Raw genomic sequence first — 24,965 nt, 5'->3', positions numbered from 1 at the left:
ACATAGGAGCATGAGGGATGCCTGTCCATCCCTCATGCGACCATTCACACCTTGGGGGTGGGCTGCAGGGAGGGGGCGTGCCCCCTCCCTTGCTCTCAAAACACCACCCCATTCATTTTCACCCCGCACACGCCGATGAGTTATACCTTCTGAGGCACACTGATCAGCACGACAATGAACAATGACCTTGCACATGCATGCGCACTGCAGGAAGGCTGTTTTTGTATCACCGTTGCACCATATGCCAGCCTCGTCCCGGCAGTCATGCAGACGTTACAGGAAGAGCGGCGCAAAATCCTGTATGTGAGCGGAAACTACCCGCCGGTTTTGACCGCAGTCGACCGGAAAACCGGACACTTCAGTATCCGCCGCGCACTCACCGCCTACCAGTATCTCACCATACTCTCAGACGCATATGAATCATGTATCATCGTCGAACATGACCGCTCCGTATATGACGATGCACCGGAAACAGCCGAAGCGGTTGGCAGACTCTGCAGGGAGAGAGCAGAAGACGCCGCAGTGCTCCTCATCGCCCGAAGGTGGGACACATTCCTTGAAGCGATGGAGCCCGCCGCTCATACAATCATACAGATACAGGATACAGGGAAGAAGAGGAGAAACGCGAAGTGGCCCGTTGCGGTGCGCGAAAAAACAACCAACCATGCCCACGCCCGTACCGGCACGAAGAACCAGGATACTGGTGGGAGCAATGCACAACGGCAGCTATGGGACAAAGAATGGCAGTGAATCCCATATCTTCGTGGATCTTTGACATCACCTCAACTCCACGGGGAATCACCCTCTGGACAAAGGCTGGCGGGCATGTGGATGCCATCACCCGCGAATTCCGCCCGCCGTTCTACTGTACTCTCACTGATGAGACGGCCCATTGGGAGATGGTGGACGCCCTCACTGAAAAGTACGGTGCATATCCATGCACATTCCAGACCATCTACGGAGAAGAGCGGGGATACTGCATCCATGCCTCGCGGGATGTCGCAGAAGAAATTGAACGCCAAACACAATTTTCTGCCTCACTCTATAATGTCGATCTCCAAAAAAGTCAGCTCTATTGCGCAGCGAAAGGATGTCTGCCCTGCAGTACGGGAACACAGAGCCCATTCTCCGCAGAAACCACCCATCCCCTCACCACCATCACCATACGGCCTGCCGGCCGGCCAGAAACCACACGCACCCTCACCGATGTGCAGGTAACGGGCCGCCGCAGTCACCTGCTCCGCGGCAGTGAACCATCTGTCGTCCACGACCTCTTCACGGTCATCACGGATGAAGACCCTGACCTGATGCTTTTCCATAGCATTGACCGGTGGGCAGATCGGATTCTTGCGGCATCAGAAAAAGCCGGCATTCCCTGCGCCCTGAGCAGGACCGGCCGCTACCGGAGGCTGCGGGAAATGTCCTATACCAGTTACGGCCAGATGCGGCACCGCCCGCCTGCACTCATCCCGGAGGGAAGGGTGCTCATTGATACCGATGCGAGCTTTATGTATCGCACCGGCGGGCTTGCAGGAGTGTTTCTGGCATCCCGCCTGACCGGCATTCCGCCCAACCTGACCAGCCGGTTTACGCCGGGCACCATCATCTCATCCTACGAATGTTCTGAGGCCCTCAAACGGGGCATTGCTATCCCATTCCGCAAAAATGACGCAGAGGCCACCCGCAACTGCCGCGATGTGCGGCTGGACGACCGCGGCGGCCTTATTCTTCAGCCGGTACCGGGTCTCTACGGAGCAGCCTCCCAAATCGACTTCACGTCATTTTATCCCTCCATCATCGTGAACTACAACATATCCCCCGAGACGCTGGCAGACCCGGAAAAGGACGGATTTCTCCCGGCAGTAATTGACCCCCTGCTGAAGTTCAGAATTAAGATGAAAGCAAAAAAACGCGAAGATCCCCACTACGCAGGTATGGACGCCGTCCTCAAATGGATGCTCGTTACCTGCTTTGGATATACCGGATACAAAAATGCGAGGTTCGGACGCATTGAGATGCATGAAAAGATCACTGCCATCTCAGCAGACATTCTCGGGTCGGTGAAACGGATGGCAGAGGAGATGGGATACACGGTCCTCCACGGTATCGTCGACTGCCTGTGGGTGCAGGGCGGGGATGGCACAGACCTGAAAAAACGCATCGAAGAGGTGACTGCCATTCCCACCGAACAGGAAGACTATGACTGGCTGGTCTTTCTCCCGCAAAAGGACGGCAGTGGTTCATACACGAATTACTTCGGCCGCCTTGCAGACGGCACCATGAAACTCCGGGGTGTTGCAGCACAAAGGCGCGACACGCCACCCTATGTCTGTGCGATGCAGGAGGCCTGCTTCTCCCTGATGGCAGAGGCCGCCTCACCGGATGAACTTGCAGGGTACGAAGAACCGGTGACAGCACTCTACCGCTCATACCGAGACAGCATGACAGATGCTCCTGCCTCCTCATTTGTGATACACCGCCGGCTGAGTAAGACGGCATACCAGAACAACTCCATATCTGCTGCGGTTGTCCGGATGTATCGCGCCGAAGGAGTGCCGCCTGAGCCAGGGATGGACGTGGAATATCTGGTGCAGGATGCCCGCACGAAGACAGTTGTGCCGGGGTGGAGAGCGAAAAATCCGGATTACTCCTACTATGCCGCCCTGCTGGAGAAGGCATGGAGAGAGGTGTATTTTCCGTTTCAGTGGATAAATAAACACGCATGAGAGCAAGGATTCAGGCTCTGCTTTAATAAGAAAAACAGTGATCTCTCACAAAAAGGGAGATGTTAGTCAAACAGTGGTTCCGCAGCCACCCCGTAGCTGCCACTATACCGCTCGCCATTGTAGGGAAGGGAAAGCGTGCCATACACCATCTCCGGATGCTCCAGACCGCTGATCACCAGCTTCGTGCGTGAGACCGTGTAGAGCACATCATCCATATACAGGGACCGCAGGACAGAGTCAGGAGACCCCCAATAATACCCGGAATCCGGATCTGCGTTGTGCGTCACCGTTCCCTTCAGGACAAATCCGGTCTCCGGTGTCAGGCGATAGACATAGGCCCCCTGCCAGTATTTTGTCGAATACGCATCATACGGGCTGCCGGTTACCGGGACTTTCACGATTTCATGCACCGGAAGAACAAGGATGCCCCGGGATGCATCAAAGAGGAATGCCTTGTGATCGTGCAGTGCCTCTGAATCCGTACCCGGAAGGCCTATCTCCACCCGGTCGACCTCCGATGGGTGGTTCACATCTGCGACATCAAAGAGCGCCATTTTCAGCCCGCCGGTCGTAAACCCGCCCCACTCATTTGCAACGGTCTCTTTTCCGATACCAATGATATGCGTGGCATCATAGGGATGCAGGTAGTCTGAGTAACCGGGGATCTTCAGTTCGCCCAGAACCGCAGGCGTCGTTGGATCGGTAAGGTCGATGACAAAGAACGGGTCCATCTGCTTGAAGGTGACCAGATAGAGACGGTCTCCGATGAACCGGGCAGCATATATCCTCTCATCCGGGGCAAGATACTCCAGTTTTCCCTTCATCGTCAGGTCAGAATCAAGGATATAGACATTGTTGTACTGCACCCATGAATCACGCGCCCACTCGTTCACCGTCGTGGCAACCCTAAGGTTCCCTTTGTATTCATCCAGGGAGAACTGGTTCAGTAGTCTGCCGGGGAAGGTGCCGGTGGCTGCATATGCTATTTCACCCTTCTCTACAGAGAACCGGTGTACCACGGATTGTCCACGGGGTTCCACAGGTGCCTGTCCAAATCCGTCCCATGCCCCTGCAGAATACGGCTGCTGCCAGACGTATGCGATGTAGATATTGTCAACAGAAACATAGAGCGTGGACCCATATCCCAGCAGGAATGACTCCGCATCGGTGACCGACCCGTCACGGATGTCAAAGGAGGTTATCGTGGTAAACTGCCAGGAATACCCCGGGATATCCGGCACAGATACAGGCGGCTGTGCAATGAGTGCGTCACCTTCGCGCACCTCAGGCAGCAGCAGAAGATCCCCGTGGCGTGAGAGGGATTCATGGGTAAAGAGAAAGACATCGTTCCCATTCATCCGGCCGTCATAATACGTGCCGTCCACTGTCAGATCCCGGATGATTTTCGGTTCTTTGTGGTCACTGACATCATACACATACACATGCGTCACATCCCGGGCATACGGAACAGGTGCCGCACTCTCTTCGGGGTGAATAAATTCCGTTTCGCGGACCGATGAAAAGACCACAAGCCGGTTGCCCGAGAGAAACAGTGCTGAGGGAGTGCCGGTAAGCGGCGTCTCAGAGACAATGCCCGCACCAAGAGGCGGGTAGGCATCCACAATAACCAGTCTGCCGTCGCTCACAAGATAGATGTATTTCCCGTCATTTTTGATGAAATCGGCTTCATCGACTCCTCCCACCTGGACATTCGTAGACGAATATGCCTCTGTTCCCCCTGAACCGGACGACGCACTTTTCAAAGCCTGTGGGAGCTGAGCCGGTACCGGCGCCGGCGGCATTGCACCATCCAGTGCCGCCTCCTCTGAAACAACACGAATATTGCCATCCATACTCGTGGTTGAATACCCGTTCTCTGCCTGTGGCATGCTGTCAAGGTACGCAGCCAGTGCAGATGCTGAAGTAAATACCTGCATCCCGGTTCCATTCTCCATTTCAGGGGGCAATTCTGCAAGAATTCCTGCACCGATTATCACGCAGATAACCACGATACCTGCGCTTAAGAGTCCCAAAATTATATTCCGCTTCATTTCATTCACCATATACAACCAATGGTTCACTGCGGTTCTATTGGAGAATAGAGGATAATTAAGTATCTTTAACTTCGAATAATTTCGAACATATAATTTTGGACATCAGTGTCCGGGACTCATGGGGGGGTATACAAAGAAAACAGACCTACCGTTTCGGTGCCGAAGTGGTCAGGTATCAGAATTCAATTTCAATAATTTCAGCATCAGGAGCGTTTTTTCGAATACTTGCTATACCTTTCATACAGGACGCCTTGGAGGAATACCCTTGGCCGATTGCAATGGTCTGGCCATTTGCCGCCTTCAGACGGAACCGGTACTCCCCGGAGCGGTCCTTATAAATTTCAAACTTCCCATGAGGCATGTAATCACTACCCCAAATACGGAATACCAATATAAAAAGGTTCGCAGGAAAATATGCATAAGAGCAGAGAACGGATCACTTTTCCGGGGCAGTGCCACCAGATCCGCACAGTGACAGTGACTGCCGTGCCGCTGTTCGCACCACGGGATCTTCATCATCGAGCATCATTTCAAGAGTAGATCTGCACGCATCACTACCGATCTTTCCCAGTGCCTCCGCCACCGCTCTTCTCACCGGCTCAGCCGGATCACAACAGAGATTACCGACCGGACTGGAGGCAGATGGATGGCCAATAGCTCCCAGCGCCTTCACCGCTTCCATGCGGATCCATTTGTCAGAGCATGCAAGCAGTCCAATGAGAGGGTCAACGGCGAGAGGGTCCTTCCTTTTTCCCAGAGACCGTATGGCCATGAACCGGACATCAGGTTCAGGATCATCTTCTGCTGCCCGGATAAGATGGGGCACAACCTCACCTCCGCCGCAGATGCCCAGAGCTTCCGCTGCCCGTACACGATAAGATATCCCGTCTTCCCTCAGCTGGCAGATTAAAATAAGGGTATTTTCATCCCGTCGCCGTTCCCGCTCCGTATATAGCCGGGAGAGAGCGTCATTCCTGTTAGTCATTATCCGCCCTCCGTCATCATATATGCAGAACTCTGTATCCTCAGGACACCATAAATCTTATTTTGACTCCGTCAATTATCATGCATGAAAAAAATCATCAGCCCGGCACCACTACTCTACCCCAGCCCGGTGCTTCTCATCTGCACATACGGAAGTGACGGCCGTCCAAATGCAATGACTGCGGCATGGGGTGGAATATGCTGTTCAGAACCTCCCTGCCTCTCACTGGGGATCCAAAAGAGCCGCCATACCTGGGATAATATTACGGAACGTGGGGAATTTATGGTCTGCATTCCATCTGAAACACTCGTCAGTGAAACCGATTTCTTTGGTATTGCTTCCGGAAGACATCTGGACAAATTCGCAGAGACCGGCCTGACACCGGTAGCAAGCGATGTGATTGATGCGCCTTACATTGAAGAATGTCCGATGGCACTCGCCTGCAGGGCACGCGACCGTATGCACATTGGTTCGCACACACTCATTATTGGTGAAATACTCTCGATCCAAGCCGATGAAGAGGTCTGCGGGGAAGACGGAATGCCCTCTATCGATAAAGTCCGCCCGCTTCTCTATGATGCACACACGAAGATGTATTATTCGGTGGGAGAAAACGCAGGAAAAGCCTTCTCATCAGGACTGAAGTTCAGACAGAATGTATATGAGCCCTGATCCAACACCTCAGATGATACCGGATCCGTTGCCGGTATCCGTGATACAACAGCGCAGGGAATTATTGATCACACGGAACAAAAGGAAATAACACAGGTTCAGTTTCCCGTATTCCGTCCGGGGCCTGACTTTGTCGTGTGCCTCCGGGGTAAAATCTGAAAGATAACAGAATGAAAATAATTTCCGTAATGATATGACTTTATAGCTATTCTCGCGCATAGTATAGAGCAGAATATTTCGTACGAGATATACAGGAGAACAAAAATGGGAAAGGGTACTGTTATTCTTGCTTTTTCCGGAGGTCTTGACACATCAATCTGTGTACCCCTCCTGAAAGAGCAGTATGGGTTTGACACCGTTGTTACTGTTGCAGTCGATGTGGGACAGCCGGATGAGGACATCAGGGTAGCAACCGAAAAAGGGGAACTAATTGGAGATAAACACTACACCATTGACATCAAGGAGCGGTTTGTCACCGAACAACTCTTCCCGTCAATCAAGGCAAACGGTTCATATGAAGGGTATCCAATGGGAACAGCCCTTGCCCGCCCGCTTATCGCTGAAGAGATCGCAAAAATCGCCAAGGCAGAAGGGGCAACCGCCGTATCCCACGGCTGCACGGGAAAAGGAAATGACCAGCTGCGGTTTGACTTCATCTTCCGCAAAGAAGGGCTTGATATCATCGCACCGATGCGTGAGATGAACCTGACACGTGAATGGGAGATGGAATATGCTGAAAAACACGGTATTCCCGTGCCTGTTGTAAAGGAGAAGCCATATTCCGTCGATGAGAACTGCTGGAGCAGGTCTATTGAGGGCGGGCAACTGGAAGACCCGGCATTCCACCCTCCTGAAGACATCTATGCATGGACAGTATCTGCCACTGCAGCGCCTGACGAACCACGTGAACTTGCAATCGGCTTTGAAAACGGTGTTCCGGTCTCTCTTGACGGAGAACGCCTTGACGGATATGCGCTCATCCGTAAACTCAATGAAATTGCCGGTGCAAACGGCGTCGGCAGAAATGACATGATTGAAGACCGGATTTTAGGCCTCAAGGCCCGTGAGGTCTATGAACACCCGGCAGCAACCGTGCTCCTGAAGGCACATGCCGACCTGGAACGCCTCGTGCTAACCAGACAGGAACTCGCGTTCAAGGCAATCGTCGATGACAAATGGTCAGAACTGGGATACATGGGTCTTGTGGACGAACCTCTCTTTGCAGCACTCTCCGCCTTTGTTGACAAAACACAGGAACGGGTGACAGGCACCGTTGATGTCGTGCTCTATAAGGGTAGTGTAACCGTAGCCGGAAGAAGCGCAAAGGAAGCTGTCTATTCTGACGATCTCGTGTCCTTTGAGAGTACGACAATCGACCAGAATGATGCAGTCGGCTTCTCCGCCTACTATGGGTTCCAGGCAAGATTACTCGCACAGCTCAGAAAATAAGCAAAATATTCCTTTTTTCGCATTGACACATCTGCGATTTTGTGGTATCGAAAAATATAACATCAGATAATCGGAAAACGGTCTATTATGTGTGCCTTTTTCGACCGGTTTAAAAAACCGACCCCAAATATTGTTGAGAGTCCACCTCCGCCAACATCGGGACAGGGAGCGGGGCTTCAGAAACCGGAATACCGTGTGAAGCCATATTTCATCGTTGCGTCTGTTGAAATGGGGAATACCACCACCAAATGCATCCTGACCGGCACAAACCTGGAGACAGGGCGTTCCTACATAATCAATAAAACGGTATCAATGAGCCGTGATGTGCGGTTGCCAAAAGAGGGCGAGGAAATCTTTGGTGCAACCCTTGTCGGAACACCGATCACAAAGGAGTCAGTCTCAGAACTTGTACGGGATACCCTGATAAAATGCCATAAGGATGCAGGACTCTCTATAACGGATGATCTGGATTTTGTAGTGCGTTCAACGGGTGTGGTTGCCGCAATGGATTCTCCGGACCAGATCGGCGACTTTGTCAAGTCACTTGCAAACGGATGCCTGATGGCCGGGGTGCCGCCAAAGAAGATGACACCCCCCATGTCAAAAGACAATCTTCCCAAAAAACTGCAGGACTTCAGTTTTGCAGATAAAGTGACCTTCTGCGGCACAGTAGCAGGAGTCACTCCTCCTATCGGTTCATCAGGAGTTGAAATGGTCGCAAACGAGATGGAGGGGGAACTTGCGATGGCAGGAATCAAAGAGGGCGCCAAATGGACTACGGTTGACTTCAGAAACCCCTGCATCTCCATTGATTTCGGAACTACACTGGACGGCAGGATTACCAGTGACGTTGACCCAAAGGCCGAGTATCCCTTTGCACGAACCATTGGTAATTTTTGCGGCCTTGCGGGAGCCATACCAGATGCAATCGTCCGTGGTACCGGACTTGTGCAGGAAGGAAAAGGGACAGCTCTCGACCTCTTTGGTGAAAAAAGCATAATCGGCGGCCTTTCCAGAAAAAAGACTGCCAAAGTCAGGGAGTATGAAGAACAGATCCATGAAACAATTGATATCAGAATCGTCCCGCCGGACCGCAAACATTTCGGTAAAGTCCCTGTCTGTGCCGATATTGCAATGGAATCCGGCATTGCCATGATCGGCTGTGACGCAGGTAAAGATTACAGCGGAGAAGAGATTCTTAAAGAAATTGGGGCAGATATATATAGGAATCATGGGAAAGATGTCCTGACACAGGTTATCGACCATGTCTGTGCAAAGATGGCCCTGCGTCTGGTGTATGTCGCAGCAGATGAAGGCCTTATCCCCCCCAATGCCTCTATCGGATTTACCGGCAGGGCGGCGATATCCGGAAGAAAACCTGAGATAATCATGGAAGGGATCACAGAACGCGGTCTTTTTGAGAATCCCAATGACCATGTCATCTTTGTGGATGACGGTCTGGCACGTGGTGCGGCACTCATGGGACGCTGCATGCTCTCCCTTGGGAAACCAAAAGAACCAATCGGGGGCGTACGCGGCGGGCCGTGTATCATGAACAGGCGCATGAAAATCGGAAAGTAGGTGAAAATATATGACAGAAGATAAATTCGACCTGATCGTTCCTCCGGGTGTGCCCCGGAAAATGATCTACGAGATCAGTGAACAGTATGACGTTGAAGTTGTGATGCGAAAACGGCAGCTCTACTTCGCAAACATGGAAGGGGATAGCCGCGAACTGATTGCCTTCCGTGGGACAAAAGAGGTTCTGGAGAAGGTGCAGGAAGACCTCTATAACCGGTTGGAAGCCTACATTTCAGAAGTATAATTCTTTTTTTGAAAAAAAATTCCAAAACTCTATTATTTTGCATCCCGAATATTCTAAGTATAATGGTCTGGATCAAGTCCATCGAAAATAACTATGTCAATGTCGACAGCATCATCTCGATCACCTTCGACAGCAAATGCAATGGCTTTGTCGCAGTCGTCGGCCATCGCGACATCCGGCTTCAGCATACGATATACCAGCATAAAGCACTGGAAACCTTTCTGCGGGGGGCACCGACGAAGAACGATGACGAGATCCTGGAAGAAATTATCCTGATGATTGAAGATGCAAAAAATAATCGCACGATGCCGATTCTCGATTTTATGAAATTGCTGAATTATTGATTTGATATGCAGGTCACCCCGCCAATCCGGGGGGGATGAATATCTGAGAAATTCCCATATTTTTTTGTCGGCCATATACCACACTTGGAAATTCTGTGAATTCTGCCCGAAGTGAAAACAGGAGCAAGGGGGACGCTCGCCCGTCCCCCTTGCGACCTCTATCACCTAAGGGGGAGGGTCAGGCAGGGAGGGGGGCACCCCCTCCCTTGCCTTTTGATTTGATGAAACGAATAACCCACATAATTTCAGAAAAGAAATCTTTCAAAATTTCTCATTTTGCGGATACATTTCATCAGAAACATAAAGCAAAAATAATTGAACCAAATATCAAAACCCCTCTCGCCCGCCCGGCATGCGCCGGGCTCCTCCTCTCCCCAAAAGGGGAGAAGCAGTTCATGCGATGGAGGTGTCTGACTCCCTCTCACACATCAACCATACATCACTCGTCTCACATGCAAAAGTTTGGGCGGAACAAACAGCATATGGTCCGTCACCATGGCCCACCAATACATCATCAAATAATTTTGGAAAAAATTGAATTACATACATAAATATGTTGTAGAAAATAAAAATTTATTCCAGAAGCATCATCATGAGTGCTTTCTGGGCATGCAGGCGATTTTCCGCCTGGTTCCATATTAGAGATGAGGGGCCGTCCATGACGGGGCCTGTTATCTCCTCCCCCCGGTGCGCAGGAAGGCAGTGCAGCACTTTTGCGCCGTCTTGTGCGTGCTGCACCAGTGCCTCATCCACTGTGAACCCCGCAAAGGCGCGAATGCGGGCGTCATGTTCTGTCTCACTCCCCATTGAAACCCAGGTATCCGTGTAGATGACATCTGCACCTGAAACCGCCTCTTTCGGAGATGTGGTAATATCAAACCGGGCTCCGGTACGCTCTGCCTGAGTTACAATATCGTCATCCGGCAGAAATCCTTCCGGAGATGCGACTGCCATCTCATAGCCGGCGAGGGGTGCTGCAAGAAGAAGGGAATTACAGACATTGTTGCTATCACCGATATATGCCACCCGGAGACCCTCCGTTGTTCCAAACTCCTCTTTCATCGTCATGATATCTGCAAGGATCTGGCAGGGGTGTTCCCGATCAGAAAGACCGTTTATAACGGGAATTTCCGCGTACCCGGCCAGCTCAACTGCTGTTTCATGGAGATACGAACGGATCATAATCAGAGAGAGGTACCGTGAGAGAACACGGGCAGTATCACGCACCTCCTCTCCGCGTCCCAGCTGCATATCATTCGGGTTCATAAAGAGGGCATGCCCACCCAGCTCAAACATCCCCACTTCAAAAGATGTCCGCGTCCGGGTGGATGCCTTCTCAAAGATCATCCCGAGTGTGCACTTCCGGGGGAGCGCATGGTCGGTGCCTGCTTCGCGCAGGGCCTTGAGATGAATTGCAGAATCCACAATATTCTGCAGCTCGCCGCCGGAGAGGTCCTGTATGGAGAGGAGGTCGCGTTTCATCGGATCTCCCTCATATGGGCGATCCTTCGTTCAAGTACCGCCTGCGTTCCGATATCACGGCGGTAGCGAACACTGCCGGAGACCGCATCTGCTCCCGCCTGTGCCTGTGCTTCAGCCTCGGCAAGGGTGTCACCGACCCCCACAAATGCAAGGGTGCGGGACGTCTGGGTATAGTACACACCATCCTCACAGGTAATATTTGCAAAGAATAGTTTCGCGCCCCCATAGTCTCCGATGGTGAGACGCTCACCGTTCTGCGGAGCGTCGGGATAGCCTTCCGGCACCAGATATTTGCAGACCGATGCCTTCGGTGCGAAGGTCACATCGGCCGGGGTAAGCGTGCCTGACGCCATCTTACCGAGGATCGCTCCAAAGTCAGAGGTCAGAAGCGTAAGAAGATTCATCGCCTCCGGATCACCAAACCGGGCATTGAACTCGATCACCTTGGGACCACCTGCAGTATTCATGAACTGGCCATAGAGGAAACCGACATAGGGGAGACCTTCTGCATTCAGTGCAGCGATGACCTGCTCCATAATAGCAAACGCCTGGTTTTTGTCTTCATCTGTGACAAACGGGAAGGAATGATCTTCCATAGAGTAAGAACCCATTCCGCCGGTATTCGGGCCGATATCCCCCTCATATGCTCGTTTGTGATCCTGGACCAGAGGCATCGGCACGAGATGGGTACCGTCAACGAATGCCATCAGGGTGAACTCTTCACCGATCAGCCGCTCTTCGAGGACAACTTCCCCACCAATCTCACGAATATATGCCTTCGCACCCTCGCGGTCAAGGTGTTCCCCCATTATCTTGACCCCTTTGCCGCCGGTCAGGCCGATCGGCTTGATGGCAAGGTCAGCGTCATGGGCATCGATATACCGGCATGCCTCTTCCGGATCATGGAATGCCGCATATCCGGGGCACCCCTCGATCCCATGATCACGCATCAGGTTCCGACAGAACTCCTTGTCGGTCTCCAGCCGTGCGGCTTCCTTCCGGGGGCCAATACAGGCGATACCCCGGGCAGCGAGAGCATCAGCGAGGCCTGCCTCCAGAGGTGCCTCGGGGCCAACGACTGCATAAAGAATCCCATGCGCCTCTGCGTATTCAGCAACCAGGTCTATTTCCGTCTCCTTACAGATGTACACATCTGCAGAAAGTGCAGCGATACCGGGGTTTTCTTTCCCCATTACAGAATAGATTTCAACATTGCTGCTGCGTGAGAGGGCATCAGCAAGTGCATGCTCTCTGCCACCTCCACCCACAACAAGAATTTTCATATTCATTATTGCAGTGCAGACTGCTAAAAGGTTATTATTGAGGGAGAAGGTCAGAGACACGCACGAGCGGAACCAAAGTAATGCCGGCTTCAGTCAGGCGCTCGGATGCCCCCTGCTCGCGATCCACGACGGTCACAACGGTATCCACAACTGCTCCTGCCTCCCGCAGAGCAGTAATGCCGTACATGACACTGCCTCCGGATGTCGTGACGTCCTCCACTAAGAGCACATGTTTCCCTTTTACATCCCCGATGATGGTGCCTCCCACGCCATATCCCTTCTCCCCCTTGCGGATGATTGCATAGGGTATCCCGGACGCAAGTGAGGCGGCAACTGCAATAGGCACCGCACCCACCGCAACACCAGCGATGCAATCATATGGCCCCAGGTCGGCGATGGCACTGCCGATTGCCGTGAGCAGGCCAGGTTGGGTTGCTGCATCTTTGATATTGATATAGTACGTGCTCTTTGCCCCCGATGCGAGGGTAAATTCACCAAACTGTATTGCCCCGAAGGCAATCAGGGACTCTTTCACAGATTCATTCACAATAATTTCTACCATGGTACATCTTTCACTCCTATGAGATAGCCGATAATGTTTACCCCACGGTGGAGAAGCGGGGTCAGGATGAGAATCCAGACCAGTATGAGTGGGGTGATTGTGGTCGCGACCCAGGAATAATTGAAGATGAGGAGCAGAACAAATGCCCCCACCACCAGATCATACTGGTCTGCGATCAACCATTCCTCGCCACGCGTCTTATTAAGACGCCTTTTCGCAAAGCTTTTCACCATATCTCCCAGAAGCGCGCCTGCTGCGAGGCAGACCACTACAGAAGGGGTCAGAAGCGAGAGACCAAGGTATGGTTCTGCCGCCACCTGAGCGATCCCTATGACAATTCCTGAGAGAACACCACCAAAAAAGCCCCGCCAGGTCTTTCCGTCACCCAGCATCCGTCTCCCGTCACGCCAGTTTCTCCCGCCATCCACCGGCCTTCCGCCGCCAAACACAGCCGCCGCGGAATTGGGGACATAGGCAGGGATCATAATCCAGAACGCGAGGAGCAGAGAAAACAGAATGTCATAAATATTGATACCAATTCCTCCCCGGAAGTACAGATTATAAGACCGAAAGAAACCATTAAGGTATCGGATTTCTATTTAACATAGAAATTGTCGGAAAAACAATCCTTAATACGGACGGGATGTATAATAGGAAACATTAGTTGATTTTAAATAATTGATAACTCCGTGATGTTCAATGGTATTAAAACAAACAAAAAGTCTGTGCCCGGTATGCGGGTCAATTCTGCCGGCAGATGTAGTCGAAGAGGATGGACAGATCTACATCATACGGGAATGCCCAGATCATGGTGTCAGTAAACATCTCTACTGGTCCGATGCAGAGATGTACAAGAAATTTGATATATTCGAGGGAATCGGACCAGGTATCGACAATCCGCAGAAAGAAGCGGCAAAGGGGTGTCCGCTGGACTGCGGTCTGTGCAGCAACCATAAATCAGGAACCCTGCTTGCTAATATCGACTTAACAAACCGCTGCAACCTTGCCTGTGACTTCTGTTTTGCGAACGCCCACGCATGCGGTTACATCTATGAACCGTCATTTGATGACATTGTTGCCATGATGCAGATGCTGCGGGACCAGAAACCGGTACCCGCCCCTGCCGTGCAATTCTCCGGCGGGGAGCCCACAATGCGTGATGATCTCTTTGCAATTGTGAAAAAAGCAAAAGACATGGGATTCAGCCAGATACAGATAGCAACAAACGGTATCAAGGTGGCGCAGGACCCGCAGTATGCAAAAGACCTTGTTGAAGCCGGAACAAGCACCCTCTATCTGCATTTTGACGGCGTCACCCGGCAAACAAATCCACTCATCAAGATCAGTAAAAAAGTCATCGAACACTGCAGAGGAGCAAATCTGGGGGTTGTATTGGTTCCAACGATCATTAATGGCAGAAATGACCATGAAGTGGGGGATATCATCCGGTTTGCAGCAGACAATGTCGATGTGATTCGTGGGGTTAACTATCAGCCGGTGGCATTCACTGGTGCCGCCTCTGCAGATAATGTGGCACGCGAACGGGTAACCATTCCTGACCTTGCTGAGAGAATCGAGGAACAGACCGGAGGGGTCATCAAAAAGAATTACTTCTACCCGGTACCATGTGTGCTCCCGTTCTCTGACCTTGTAGAGACCTATACCGGTGAACCACAGGTACGGTTCACCACGCACCAACACTGCGGGGCGGCAACCTATGGGTTTGTCACCGAAGACGGACTCATCCCCATCAATGAAATGGTTGATGTGGACGAATTCTTCGAAGCCGTCAAAAATATGGTTGAAAAACTGAACCAAGGCGAAGGTTCGCTGAACAAGTATAAGACCCTCGTCGAAGGCATCAATGACATGAGGGTATCACTCAGGAACAACAAAATCAGCAGCAACACCGTATTCTGGAAAATAATTGCACAGACTCTTGTAAAACACGACTTTGCAGCTCTGCGGGATTTCCACTGGAATGCAATATTTATCGGCACTATGCATTTCATGGACAGTTTTAACTACGACACAGACCGCGTGCAACGCTGCTGTATTCATTATGCCACCCCTGACGGCACCCTGATTCCCTTCTGCACCTATAACAGCGGCCCGGTGTACAGGGAAGAGATCTGGCAGAAATATGCACAACCCATCATTACAAAGGACGAAATTGTTGATCCTGACGCCATTAGCTAAGAGACAGACACTACACAGGAAAAAATCCCTCTTTTTTAAATCACACGGAGTACAGAGATGATCCACATTGTTCCCAAACCAACTGACACACCAGATGACAACTCCACCGGCATGGTCATTCGCGCATTAAAAGAGCGGGACTGCCCATATGAACTGCTTGACCTGGACGCGATAGACCCCTTTTCACCGGATATCTCAGGAGAGACGATCTGGGTCTGCGGCATCAAACAGGACGGTGTCCAGTTTGAAGTTATCAGCGCCCTTTCCCTTGCAAACCGCATGGTCAATGACCCGCATGCAATTGCTGTGTGTGCGAGCAAGGCCCAGACAACCGCCCGTCTGATGGCAGCAGGTGTCCCGACACCGGACACCATATTCACCGGTTCCCTCACGGAAGCAAAACGGTTTCTCGCCCGCCATCAACAGGCGGTCTACAAACCCCTCTATGGATATGACGGAAACGGGATATTCCCGTTCACCGACACAAGTGAACTGCCCGAAGGTCCGTATTATCTCCAGGAATATGTGAAAAATGACCGTGATTACCGGGTCTTTGTAATTGGTGGCGTTGCCGTTGGTGCCATCGTCCGTATTTCAGACACGTTTGCACACAATATTCACCAGGGCGGGACCGGCATGGCCATAATGGACCTTCCCGAAGAGATGAAAACAGTTGCAGGGGCTGCCGCACGGGCAATCGGTATTGACTACTGTGGTGTTGACCTTTTGGAAAGGGGCAGTAGCTATACCGTTCTTGAAGTCAATGGCACACCCAACTGGCACTGCATGGAAGCGCCCATCCCTGATCTTCTTGCAGAATATCTCATCAAAGAAGATCTAAAAAAATAACCGTTTAGGAGAGATAATCAATCTCTTTTTCCGTACGGCGTGCCATCTCACGCATGCGTGCGGCGACACGGTTCGGAGCGGAATGTTCATTTTCTTTCATAATCTCTGCAATCTCCTGTCCAAGAATAAAGATTGCGTGTTTATGCTCCATCTTGCTCTTATGAACCTGGGTCGGATCAATTTTCAGGGCGTAATAATCCGAAAAATCATTTTCGGAGTTTTCTTCCTCAAAACTGTCTTTTATTTCTGCCATAATCTTGTGGAGCCGGATTAACTCTTCCTTGTGCACTATATCACTCACCAGTTCACTTTTCTACCATAAATCACAAAGAGACCATCAATGAAGGGATAGCTTCCACCACCATCATATGGTATAGTGTATCTTCCTCTGATACAATTAAGATATTGGAGCAGGGCAAAAAATGGATTAAACGGCATAATATGCCATTTATATCAAAACGGAAGCCATATCATGAAATTTTTATCAATTTCAGGGACACAGGTTTTTTAACGATCCCCGAAAAATCAGGTGCTGCGACATATGCCAAATCAGCATCGAACGCATAATCCACCACTTTTTGATCCACCATTCGATCAATTATCAGACCATGGCTTTCAGGGGGGATATGAGAGAGCAGGTCATCAACCAGATCAGCATCAGATTCGCCGAGAATATCCCGTTTTTTCGAGAGAATTCTTGCAGTATGTTTCTCTTTAACTTCTGCCATGTGCCACTCCAGTGACCCGGGCTGTTTCTGAATGCGCACTTCTTCCTGATGCCTGCGAGCCCGTTCCCGTGTGCTTGAATCGATCATCTCCATCCGATGGTGGAGTTCGGGGATGTCCACTTCTCCCTCTTTATTGATGATATACTCAACCGGTATCTTGTTCCTGAGCGGTTTGATGATCTCCTTTCTGGACATATCCTCCACAGACCTGCCCCGCGGACTGATGGCAACAAAATCAATTTCTGCCACCTGGACCAGTTCACTGAGAATCAGATCGCCCCCCCTGTCTCCATCGACAAAAGCGGTCGCAGTCTTCCGGTTACAGAGGTTGACAATAGTCTCCGGGATATTGGTTCCTTCCACGGCAATGGCATTCTTTATCCCATATCTCAGGAGATTGATAACATCAGCACGCCCTTCCACCACAATGATGGCTTCGGAATCCAACGCATTGGGGCCTGCAGGAAGTTTTTCCTCGCCCACTTCGATGATTTTCTCAATCCGCGACGATTCACGCACAGAGTCCATGATCACATTGGTGTCAATCGTCCCCTCATCAAATGATTCAATTAACAGTTCCCTCGCACGGTCGATGATCTGCTGGCGTTTGCTAACACGGATATCTTCAATACGGTCAACTGTTACCCGCGCAATACACGGCCCGACACGGTCGATGGTCTCAAGGGATGCTGCAATAATGGCAGTCTCTGCCTTGTCCAGTGACGAAGCCATATGCACATCACCCCTGGTCTCCCCTTTAACACTCTCAATCTGGACGTCAATCCGTCCCATCCTGCCGGTGCGCTGGAGCTCACGAAGATCCAGTTCCTCTCCCAACAGACCTTCTGTCTGGCCAAATATCGCGCCGACAACATCAGACTTCCTCACCACCCCCTCTGCTTCTATTTTCAGGTGAATGAGATACTTTGTGGTATCCTGCGAATGCATATAATAATCCTCCAAATAATAATAATGAAAATGCCGTGTCCCTATATTTCTGCGATACGGATAACGTCAGCATGTTTCTAATTGCTGCCCACGGATATATAAATGAATTGAAACCCCATGCGAAAACCATATTATTTCAGACGGACGGAAAACAGAGCATCCAACTACTGCTGAATCCATAGTTAAAAAAGACATGCTCCCCTCATCATCCGGAAAAACAGATTTTTTCGGTTAATTACCTCTATCATAACAGGAAGAACAGAATCCTCATTCCCCCCACACCCGTTATTCATCCTTCCAAACGGGTGTCGAGAATTTTGAGGAGCGTATCTTTATCAAGTCCGCTGATACAGACGCGTTTGACAGATGACGTCTGACCGCTTACAATAGTCACTGATGACTTCGGAACACCCAAAACAGCAGATACCAGCGCAATAATCGCTTTATTCGCTTTTCCTTCTACAGGAGGTGCACGAATACTACATCCAACCGCAGCCCGCCAGACATTCACTCCCGCAGGAAATGATTCGCGTTTGGCACCGGCATGCACATCCAGTGTACAGTATACACAGCCATCCCCATTCTCTACGGCACATGCTGCTGATGATGTCATAAAAATCAAATATCAGGTATAATGTGGCCCGGCATTAACAAACATGGATCATCTGTGGCAAGGTGCCGTTCATCACCTGTTCTAAACCCATTGCCAGGCCGCCTGTTGCACATCCGGGTTGTCCCATGGATCATATCCAGGTCTTCGCCAATCGATCACCCGGGGACCTATTGATGTGCTTTGTCGGCATGTACTGTTTATGACCCAGAGGTCTTATATCCTCTGCCAGGTACCCACAACTCCTCTGCCCGGCTGAACTCATTGCGCAGATACGACAGGTGACCACTAACACAGGTGATGTGGGGAAAGACTCCCTGCATTCCTTCATACGGGGTCCACCCTGCGCGGGAATGGAGTAATTCCGCGGTGATGGTCTCTGTCTCTTTCCGGGGATAGAGTGCAAGGTCAGCAGGCGTTCCTGCCATGAGTGTTGATGCAGGGATGCCCAGAAGGTGTGCAGGAGTATAGACCACTTTTTCAAGGAGCGAGGAGAGCGCAATTCTGCCCCGGTATACCTGTGCTAACAGAAGCGGCACCATCGTCTCCACGCCTGGAATACCAGACGGCACTGCAGAGAATGCCTGCGACTTTTCTGCAATAGTATGGGGCGCATGATCAGAGGCGATGACAGGAATGGCGTCCCACATCTCCCAGAGCGCTTTTCGAACCTTCTCGTGGCGGACAGGCGGATTTACCTTGCAGTGCCCATCCGGTACACTGCCGTGTTCTTCGATGGAGAGGAAGAGATGATGAGGCATCACCTCATAAGTGGCAGGCATTGCTGCCATCGCAGCCTCTGCACTGATCGGCGAAGAGAGGTGACAGAAATGAGCAGAAAGCCCCGGCGGAAAACGGGCTGTGAGCATCTCCATGCACTTCTTTTCACCCGCTTCCGGACGCAGGGCTGCATGTGCCTCAAGAGAGGTGTCATCGCCGGGGAGAACATCCTCACAGTGCAGGGTGACAAGTGCATCCAGATCTGCAATTTCTGCAAATATCACCCCTAGTTCTTCCGGAGAAACGGCACTGCCATAACTGGAGGCAGCAGCGAAGGTCTCCCCAAAGGCAAGGGCGCCTGCCTCCCAGAGGGCTGCGATATTGGATGCACCGGAGACATATCCGTTGACCCCGAACCGGCAGTATGCATCCCGTGTGGCTTCTGCCACCCGTCCCGCAAATGCTGCTTTGTCGGTCAGGGGCGGAAGAGTATTCGGCTGGTCGACGACCATCGTCACTCCCCCCGCAAGTGCACTCTGTGTCCCGGATGTCCAGTCCTCCTTGTATCCCTGATCTTTTCCGCCCCGCATATGCACATGCATATCAACAGCACCAGGGAGACAGAGAAGGCCGGTACAGTCAATCGTTCTGTCAGCCCGGCGGCCAGCCCCGACATGAATAATTTTCCCACCCGCAATGGAGATATCTGCAACCCTCCCGTCCGGAAGAAGAGCTCCTTTCAGCACACATTCAGCGTCAGTTGACATCGCTATACCTGCTATACCATTCAGTGTATTGCATAATGATTCTTCTTGATTTTTTACAGGAGCACCCCCATTGACAGTCCCGGTGAATAACAGCCTTACCATCAATATTCCCAATACTAAAAATCCCAAAAACCTGCACAACAACCTAAAATAACCCATAAACAAAAAAATCCCGGAAAACAACACGAAACAGGAGGGATGATTGTCCATCCCTCCTGCGACTCATCCCCTGAGGGGGAGGGTCTTGCAGGGAGAGGGCGTGCCCATCTCCCTTGCACACAACCATACAGGAATCATAAAAATCAAGAGATATTCAAGAAAATAGCTGAGATTATCATCGTTCAGTCTTCCTCACCAAGGACCCGCCGGATATCCTGTTTTTCCGCATACCAGACTTCCGCAAAATGATTGGGATAATACCGGAGTTTTGCCTCTCTGAGGCCCGGAACTCCAAGGTCTGATTCACGGTTGATGAAGGCATACCCTGTGTGCTCCTCAAGGTATCGTGCAGTCTCCTGATTAATTACCTTGTAGTTCCCCTCACAGTCCGGAAGCCCTTTCTCAAAATGTATGAGTGCCATATCATCACTCATTCCCTCATAAATGGATAGGGCAGAAATCTTCCCGTCCACACGGACAATGAGACCTTCCAGACCCAGTTCAGCAAAATGTGAGATACAGAAGAGGACAGCAGCCTTCTCATGGGCGAGGATAACAGTATCATCACAGTGTTTCCATTCACACCACTTTTCGAGAAAATCTTTTATGTCAGACATATTCTCACTGCTGACTGTCTCCACCGTAAACGCACAGTTCCGATTGAATCTGTTGATATGCTTTCGAATCCCTACGTATCTCTTACCAGGAAGGTGGGCGAGGTCACCGGTCAGATAGATATAATCAAAGAAGTCCCGGTCTGTGTGCAGATGCAGTCCGGGGAACTCATGGAGTATCCAGTCACGTGTCGGGCGGTCAAAGATATAGAACGGCCGGTCACCCCCGGTCTCTGCCGAGAGACGCAGGAGGTCACGCAGGAGAGCAGGATTCCGGGGTCCAATCGGCGCGTGAAAAAGGCGTTTATCCTGTATTGTGGCCGATATCAGTAACGTACCATCCAGATAGGCATAGGAATAATCCGAGTAATCCTGCCATGCGATCATTGTGGTAAAATTGTTTTCACTGTGAATCTGAGGAAATTTTGTGAATATTTCACGGAAAAACGCCCCGTCTTTCAGTTCGACCGGACAAAAATCATCGAGTGTGATCATTGGTTTGTGTCTCCTTCATATTTCATGGGCAGATAGTCCTCCATCACCGTAAACCCGAGAGGTTCATAAAAGGTATGGGTGCCGGGTTCTGCAACAAGCGCAATCCAGCCAATACCCGCCTGCCGGCAGGTATCAACGAGTTCCTGGACAATGCGTTTCCCAATGCCCTGTCCCCGGAAGCGAGGGTCCACTACGACATCCTGAATATACGCATCGGAGATGCCATCTGAGAGAACGCGCCCCATGCCGACCGCTCTTTTATCGATATTATATGCAACAGCAACGGCAAAACTTCCTGAAAATATGGCAGGAATCATGTGGTCGGCGCGAGAGACCTCGTCCCACCATCCTGCAACACGGTACAATGCCACAATCTCTTCCGCATCCCATGACGGCACAACTGCAACCGTGATTTCTTCGTTATTCATGGCAGCCCCTCAGATATTTGCGGTAGTCTCTCAGCAGGAGAGCAGATAAAAAGGTGGCATATGGAATAGGACCTTCCGCAACCATTCCGAACGATGGTTATCTACAACTGTTTCCGTAGTCGCACAACAATCACAAAAAAACCAGAAACCCATGATACCGAAGGGGTGATCCGGAAACCCACCTAAAAAATAAAAAATATCGGTCTCAGCAGACCCGGGGAACGGGGTCGCCGATGGGGGGTTCAATAAAACGTTCTCCCCCGATAGGTGTCTCAAGAATAACAGATTTGCCCTCTTTCACAACGCCTATGATTGCGGCATCCCTGCCCTGTGGATGTGAGCGGATAGCGGCGAGAACAGCCTGTGCATCCTCCGGTGCAACACCCATCACGACCTTCCCCTCATTGGCCACATCCAGGGGGTTAATTCCCAACAGTTCTGAGGCGCTTCTCACACTACGGCGAATGGGAAGATCTTCTTCCGTAATGCGCACCTGAACGCCTGACTTCTCTGCCATCTCGTTGATGGCATTGGAGAATCCACCGCGTGTCGGGTCCTTCATTGCGTGAATGTCACCAGCGGCAAGGGCGGCTTTTACAAGCGGCCAGAGGGGGGCTACGTCTGAGGCGATCTGCTCACCGAGGTCAAAGCCCTCGCGGTGCGTCATAATGGCCATCCCGTGGTCACCAATAGTGCCGCTCACAATGATGACATCACCGGGCTGAAGACCGCAGTCGCGCACCGGTTTCTCTGTGACACCAACGCCTGCCGTGTTGATGGCAATACCGTCAATCGCACCTTTTTCAAGCACCTTGGTGTCGCCGGTGACAATCGCCGCACCGCATTCACCAAGGGCGGCATCCATTGAGGCGACGATGCGCTCAAGCGTTGGAATATCAAATCCCTCTTCGATGATCATCGCACAGGAGAGGGCTATCGGGCGTGCACCCATCATCGCAAGATCATTTACCGTTCCCGATACGGCAATTCTCCCGATATCACCGCCAGGGAAGAAGAGTGGTTTCACCACGTGGCTGTCTGTCGTAAATACCAGGTTTGTATCCCCCAGGGGAATCACCGCACCATCGTCGAGTGCCTCAAGCCCGATACCGCCTGCATTGTTATTGGTATACCGGGTGAGCGTCTCACCCAACAGTTCAGAAAAGACTGCGCCGCCGGCGCCATGCATCAGATTGACTTTCATTCATCATCAACTTCTATCTCAATATTTGTCACGCATATTTCGCGTCCTGCAACAATTTCCGGGAGTTTCCCGCACTGCGGACAGACATACCGCTCATCGCCTTCATAGCCACATGAACAGACCGTCTTCACCGGGACATTCCGATATTCAAGGACAGCACCCGTAAACAGTTCATCCTCCTCACAGAGGGCAGAAAACAGAAATTCAACCTGTTCCGGGTTGATCATACTCATCTCGCCGAAATCAGCTGAGATTTTACGGACTCCCGTTGCAGCATTCTCAAGGGCGGCACGTCGTGCTGTTGCATAAATGTCATATGCAACCGTGTACTCGTGCATTATTCCTCCATTGCCGCATATACTTCTTCAAAAACTTTGAGCGTCTTCAGTGCCTCTTCCCTGCTCAGTTTCTGGATAGCAAATCCAACATGAACAAGGACGTATTCACCGACTTCAACATCAACAAGGTCCAGGCGCACTTCCTGTTTCAGGTCGCCATAGTCAACTACCCCGATGTTGCCATCTTTGATTTCGAGCACTTCAGCCGGTACTGCTATGCACATATCTTTTCCTCCTGCACATACCGGAAGTGGTATGAAAAATAATTCATGGACGCCGGGAAGGAGATTTGAACTCCTGAGGTGCGAACACCAGTGGCTTTCAAGGCCACCGCCTTTCCGGGCTAGACTATCCCGGCCCATATAGTAGTCTGCGCTCCGGGTTAAAAAAGTGGTGTTATTTACGAATTGATGCCCATCCAACGCCACACAGTGCAAAAATCAACACCAGCAATGGAAAAGGGGATTCTGTGGGCTCAGATTCAGGAATTGCGTCCCCGAAGTGGGTTGCTGCGGAGGGATCATTTGTCAGTGATTCCACATTATTTACGGTGAGTGTGACCGTTCCTGCATCCCCGGCACGCACAGGCTCGACTTTGAGATAGAGTGGCCCTCCCGACGTAGTCACCGTGAATTCTTCCGGTGCGGTGCTGCCGGCGTCATCAACCCGCACGGGTGACATGGCGCCATCCGTGTAATAGACCCGCCAGTCCATACCGGTTGAGGTGCTGACCCCAACCATATCCGGCAGCGTGTCCGCCGTAAAATAGGCAGGGATGTTTCGTGAGGCTGCCGCAGACGCGGACACCGTTGGTGCGGTCGCAGAGACTCCTGGTGAGACCGTAGCTTCAGCAACCGTCGGTTCACTCGTCCCGGGTTCTTCAAGAATAAAATTCATGCGGGTAATAAACCGGGCCTCATTATTTCGGAAGTCAGAGAATTCCGCATAATACCGGCCCGGACCGGGCACCGATATTTCCTCTGAGAAGTATCCATCCGTATCCGTCCGGATGTAGATGGGCCCATAGACCGTTTTGCCACCGCTGTCAGTCACTTCAATCTGCAGACCGGCCGATCCAATCTCGGGGGCACGCCCTTTAAGCTCCAGTGTGTCTCCCGATTTCTGGGTGGAGGGAGAGATAAGGGTAATCTCATCGGAGCGATCGATCACCTTAAATATTGATGTCCGATCCGATCCTGAACTGAGAGGATAGTCCATGATATCCTCCTCGATCTCAAATTTGTAGGTCCCCTCCTCGAGACCAGCCGTCTGCAGCTGAATGGACCAGGTGCCGTCCTGCTGTATAACAAGAGACTGTGATGTCAGTTCCCGTGCCACAGGCTGGACTTCATACAGCTGAATCCAGGTGCTGTATCCGGGAGGAAGGGTGCTTGTCCCTTCAATCGTGACAATGTCGCCTCGGTAAACCTCTTTTGGGCATGCACATTTAATCTCATACGCCGATGCCATCCCCGAACAGAGGAGAATGACCCCAAGCAGGCATGCCACCTTTTTCATATCCAG

The 24,965-nt window shown here is 51.3% G+C and carries 26 protein-coding genes and 1 tRNA gene; 9 read left to right on the top strand and 18 right to left on the bottom strand.

The annotated features are described in order from the left end of the window. Nucleotides 1-174 precede the first annotated feature (174 nt). Nucleotides 175-750, top strand: a complete 576-nt coding sequence (locus tag OU421_RS10895; protein WP_268186117.1) for a hypothetical protein — start codon at nucleotides 175-177, stop codon at nucleotides 748-750. Beyond that, entirely contained in the window at nucleotides 741-2,726 is a 1,986-nt protein-coding gene (locus tag OU421_RS10890; RefSeq protein WP_268186116.1) for a type B DNA-directed DNA polymerase, read from the top strand. Before OU421_RS10895 ends, OU421_RS10890 begins: the two co-directional genes overlap by 10 nt. Before the next feature lie 62 nt (nucleotides 2,727-2,788). Here OU421_RS10890 and OU421_RS10885 read toward each other — a convergent pair whose 3' ends face one another. From OU421_RS10885 to OU421_RS10875, 3 genes are all read right to left on the bottom strand, one after another. Beyond that, complete coding sequence (locus OU421_RS10885) at nucleotides 2,789-4,777, bottom strand: beta-propeller domain-containing protein (RefSeq protein WP_268186115.1); 1,989 nt, start codon at nucleotides 4,775-4,777, stop codon at nucleotides 2,789-2,791. A gap of 178 nt (nucleotides 4,778-4,955) precedes the next feature. Beyond that, nucleotides 4,956-5,141 carry a YegP family protein gene (locus tag OU421_RS10880; protein ID WP_268186114.1) on the bottom strand — a complete coding sequence of 62 codons (186 nt, stop codon included), beginning with the start codon at nucleotides 5,139-5,141 and terminating at the stop codon, nucleotides 4,956-4,958. 75 nt (nucleotides 5,142-5,216) lie between these two features. Beyond that, nucleotides 5,217-5,765, bottom strand: coding sequence for a HEAT repeat domain-containing protein (locus OU421_RS10875; protein WP_268186113.1), 549 nt, complete (start codon nucleotides 5,763-5,765; stop codon nucleotides 5,217-5,219). Between the two features lie 84 nt (nucleotides 5,766-5,849). Between OU421_RS10875 and OU421_RS10870 the strand changes: the two genes are divergently transcribed. From OU421_RS10870 to OU421_RS10850, 5 genes are all read left to right on the top strand, one after another. Beyond that, a complete protein-coding gene (locus OU421_RS10870; protein WP_268186112.1) occupies nucleotides 5,850-6,437 on the top strand; it encodes a flavin reductase family protein in 588 nt (195 codons plus the stop codon). 264 nt (nucleotides 6,438-6,701) lie between these two features. Then, nucleotides 6,702-7,886, top strand: coding sequence for an argininosuccinate synthase (locus OU421_RS10865; protein ID WP_268186111.1), 1,185 nt, complete (start codon nucleotides 6,702-6,704; stop codon nucleotides 7,884-7,886). Between the two features lie 87 nt (nucleotides 7,887-7,973). After that, on the top strand, nucleotides 7,974-9,467 hold the full coding sequence (locus tag OU421_RS10860; protein ID WP_268186110.1) for a methanogenesis marker 14 protein: 1,494 nt from the start codon (nucleotides 7,974-7,976) through the stop codon (nucleotides 9,465-9,467). A gap of 10 nt (nucleotides 9,468-9,477) precedes the next feature. Beyond that, nucleotides 9,478-9,711, top strand: coding sequence for a hypothetical protein (locus tag OU421_RS10855; RefSeq protein ID WP_268186109.1), 234 nt, complete (start codon nucleotides 9,478-9,480; stop codon nucleotides 9,709-9,711). Nucleotides 9,712-9,773: 62 nt separating this feature from the next. Beyond that, nucleotides 9,774-10,055 (top strand): hypothetical protein, encoded by a 282-nt coding sequence (locus tag OU421_RS10850; protein WP_268186108.1) that lies wholly within the window; start codon nucleotides 9,774-9,776, stop codon nucleotides 10,053-10,055. Between the two features lie 573 nt (nucleotides 10,056-10,628). Here the strand turns inward: OU421_RS10850 and argF are convergent. Genes argF through OU421_RS10830 form a run of 4 tightly spaced genes read right to left on the bottom strand, consistent with a single transcriptional unit; the run spans nucleotide 10,629 to nucleotide 13,867 of the window. Beyond that, the gene (argF, locus tag OU421_RS10845; protein ID WP_268186107.1) at nucleotides 10,629-11,537 is read right to left on the bottom strand and encodes an ornithine carbamoyltransferase; all 909 of its coding nucleotides are present in this window, start codon (nucleotides 11,535-11,537) and stop codon (nucleotides 10,629-10,631) included. Beyond that, nucleotides 11,534-12,826 (bottom strand): phosphoribosylamine--glycine ligase, encoded by a 1,293-nt coding sequence (gene purD / locus OU421_RS10840; RefSeq protein ID WP_268186106.1) that lies wholly within the window; start codon nucleotides 12,824-12,826, stop codon nucleotides 11,534-11,536. Before purD ends, argF begins: the two co-directional genes overlap by 4 nt. Nucleotides 12,827-12,854: 28 nt before the next feature. Next, nucleotides 12,855-13,382 (bottom strand): orotate phosphoribosyltransferase, encoded by a 528-nt coding sequence (gene pyrE / locus OU421_RS10835; RefSeq protein ID WP_268186105.1) that lies wholly within the window; start codon nucleotides 13,380-13,382, stop codon nucleotides 12,855-12,857. After that, nucleotides 13,376-13,867: a CDP-2,3-bis-(O-geranylgeranyl)-sn-glycerol synthase gene (locus OU421_RS10830; RefSeq protein WP_268186104.1), complete on the bottom strand. Its 492-nt coding sequence runs from the start codon at nucleotides 13,865-13,867 to the stop codon at nucleotides 13,376-13,378. Before OU421_RS10830 ends, pyrE begins: the two co-directional genes overlap by 7 nt. 214 nt (nucleotides 13,868-14,081) lie before the next feature. On the opposite strand from OU421_RS10830, the gene tes reads away from it, so the two are divergent. Next, a complete protein-coding gene (tes, locus tag OU421_RS10825; protein ID WP_268186103.1) occupies nucleotides 14,082-15,581 on the top strand; it encodes a tetraether lipid synthase Tes in 1,500 nt (499 codons plus the stop codon). A 57-nt stretch (nucleotides 15,582-15,638) separates the two neighbouring features. Continuing rightward, entirely contained in the window at nucleotides 15,639-16,430 is a 792-nt protein-coding gene (locus OU421_RS10820) for an ATP-grasp domain-containing protein (protein WP_268186102.1), read from the top strand. Between the two features lie 4 nt (nucleotides 16,431-16,434). On the opposite strand, the gene OU421_RS10815 is transcribed toward OU421_RS10820, so the two are convergent. From OU421_RS10815 to OU421_RS10765, 11 genes are all read right to left on the bottom strand, one after another. Continuing rightward, entirely contained in the window at nucleotides 16,435-16,731 is a 297-nt protein-coding gene (locus OU421_RS10815) for a UPF0058 family protein (protein ID WP_326493500.1), read from the bottom strand. A gap of 169 nt (nucleotides 16,732-16,900) precedes the next feature. Further along, complete coding sequence (gene dnaG, locus OU421_RS10810) at nucleotides 16,901-18,106, bottom strand: DNA primase DnaG (RefSeq protein WP_268186101.1); 1,206 nt, start codon at nucleotides 18,104-18,106, stop codon at nucleotides 16,901-16,903. Between the two features lie 289 nt (nucleotides 18,107-18,395). Next, complete coding sequence (locus tag OU421_RS10805) at nucleotides 18,396-18,719, bottom strand: DUF167 domain-containing protein (RefSeq protein ID WP_268186100.1); 324 nt, start codon at nucleotides 18,717-18,719, stop codon at nucleotides 18,396-18,398. Between the two features lie 197 nt (nucleotides 18,720-18,916). Further along, nucleotides 18,917-20,203: an amidohydrolase family protein gene (locus tag OU421_RS10800; RefSeq protein ID WP_268186099.1), complete on the bottom strand. Its 1,287-nt coding sequence runs from the start codon at nucleotides 20,201-20,203 to the stop codon at nucleotides 18,917-18,919. Between the two features lie 341 nt (nucleotides 20,204-20,544). Next, nucleotides 20,545-21,471, bottom strand: coding sequence for a DUF2156 domain-containing protein (locus tag OU421_RS10795; RefSeq protein ID WP_268186098.1), 927 nt, complete (start codon nucleotides 21,469-21,471; stop codon nucleotides 20,545-20,547). Continuing rightward, on the bottom strand, nucleotides 21,468-21,899 hold the full coding sequence (locus OU421_RS10790; protein ID WP_268186097.1) for a GNAT family N-acetyltransferase: 432 nt from the start codon (nucleotides 21,897-21,899) through the stop codon (nucleotides 21,468-21,470). The genes OU421_RS10795 and OU421_RS10790 overlap by 4 nt, the downstream gene beginning before the upstream one ends. A 205-nt stretch (nucleotides 21,900-22,104) precedes the next feature. Further along, the gene (gene hypE / locus OU421_RS10785) at nucleotides 22,105-23,103 is read right to left on the bottom strand and encodes a hydrogenase expression/formation protein HypE (protein ID WP_268186096.1); all 999 of its coding nucleotides are present in this window, start codon (nucleotides 23,101-23,103) and stop codon (nucleotides 22,105-22,107) included. Continuing rightward, nucleotides 23,100-23,441 carry a hydrogenase maturation nickel metallochaperone HypA/HybF gene (locus tag OU421_RS10780; RefSeq protein WP_268186095.1) on the bottom strand — a complete coding sequence of 114 codons (342 nt, stop codon included), beginning with the start codon at nucleotides 23,439-23,441 and terminating at the stop codon, nucleotides 23,100-23,102. The genes hypE and OU421_RS10780 overlap by 4 nt, the downstream gene beginning before the upstream one ends. Continuing rightward, a complete protein-coding gene (locus tag OU421_RS10775; RefSeq protein WP_268186094.1) occupies nucleotides 23,441-23,665 on the bottom strand; it encodes a HypC/HybG/HupF family hydrogenase formation chaperone in 225 nt (74 codons plus the stop codon). Before OU421_RS10775 ends, OU421_RS10780 begins: the two co-directional genes overlap by 1 nt. Before the next feature lie 50 nt (nucleotides 23,666-23,715). After that, nucleotides 23,716-23,799 (bottom strand) — tRNA-Ser (locus tag OU421_RS10770). Between the two features lie 38 nt (nucleotides 23,800-23,837). Continuing rightward, nucleotides 23,838-24,959, bottom strand: a complete 1,122-nt coding sequence (locus OU421_RS10765) for a hypothetical protein (RefSeq protein ID WP_268186093.1) — start codon at nucleotides 24,957-24,959, stop codon at nucleotides 23,838-23,840. Between the last annotated feature and the right edge of the window lie 6 nt (nucleotides 24,960-24,965).

The sequence above is a fragment of the Methanogenium organophilum genome (assembly GCF_026684035.1).
Classification (GTDB): domain Archaea; phylum Halobacteriota; class Methanomicrobia; order Methanomicrobiales; family Methanomicrobiaceae; genus Methanogenium; species Methanogenium organophilum.
This window is presented reverse-complemented; position numbering and strand designations above follow the sequence as displayed.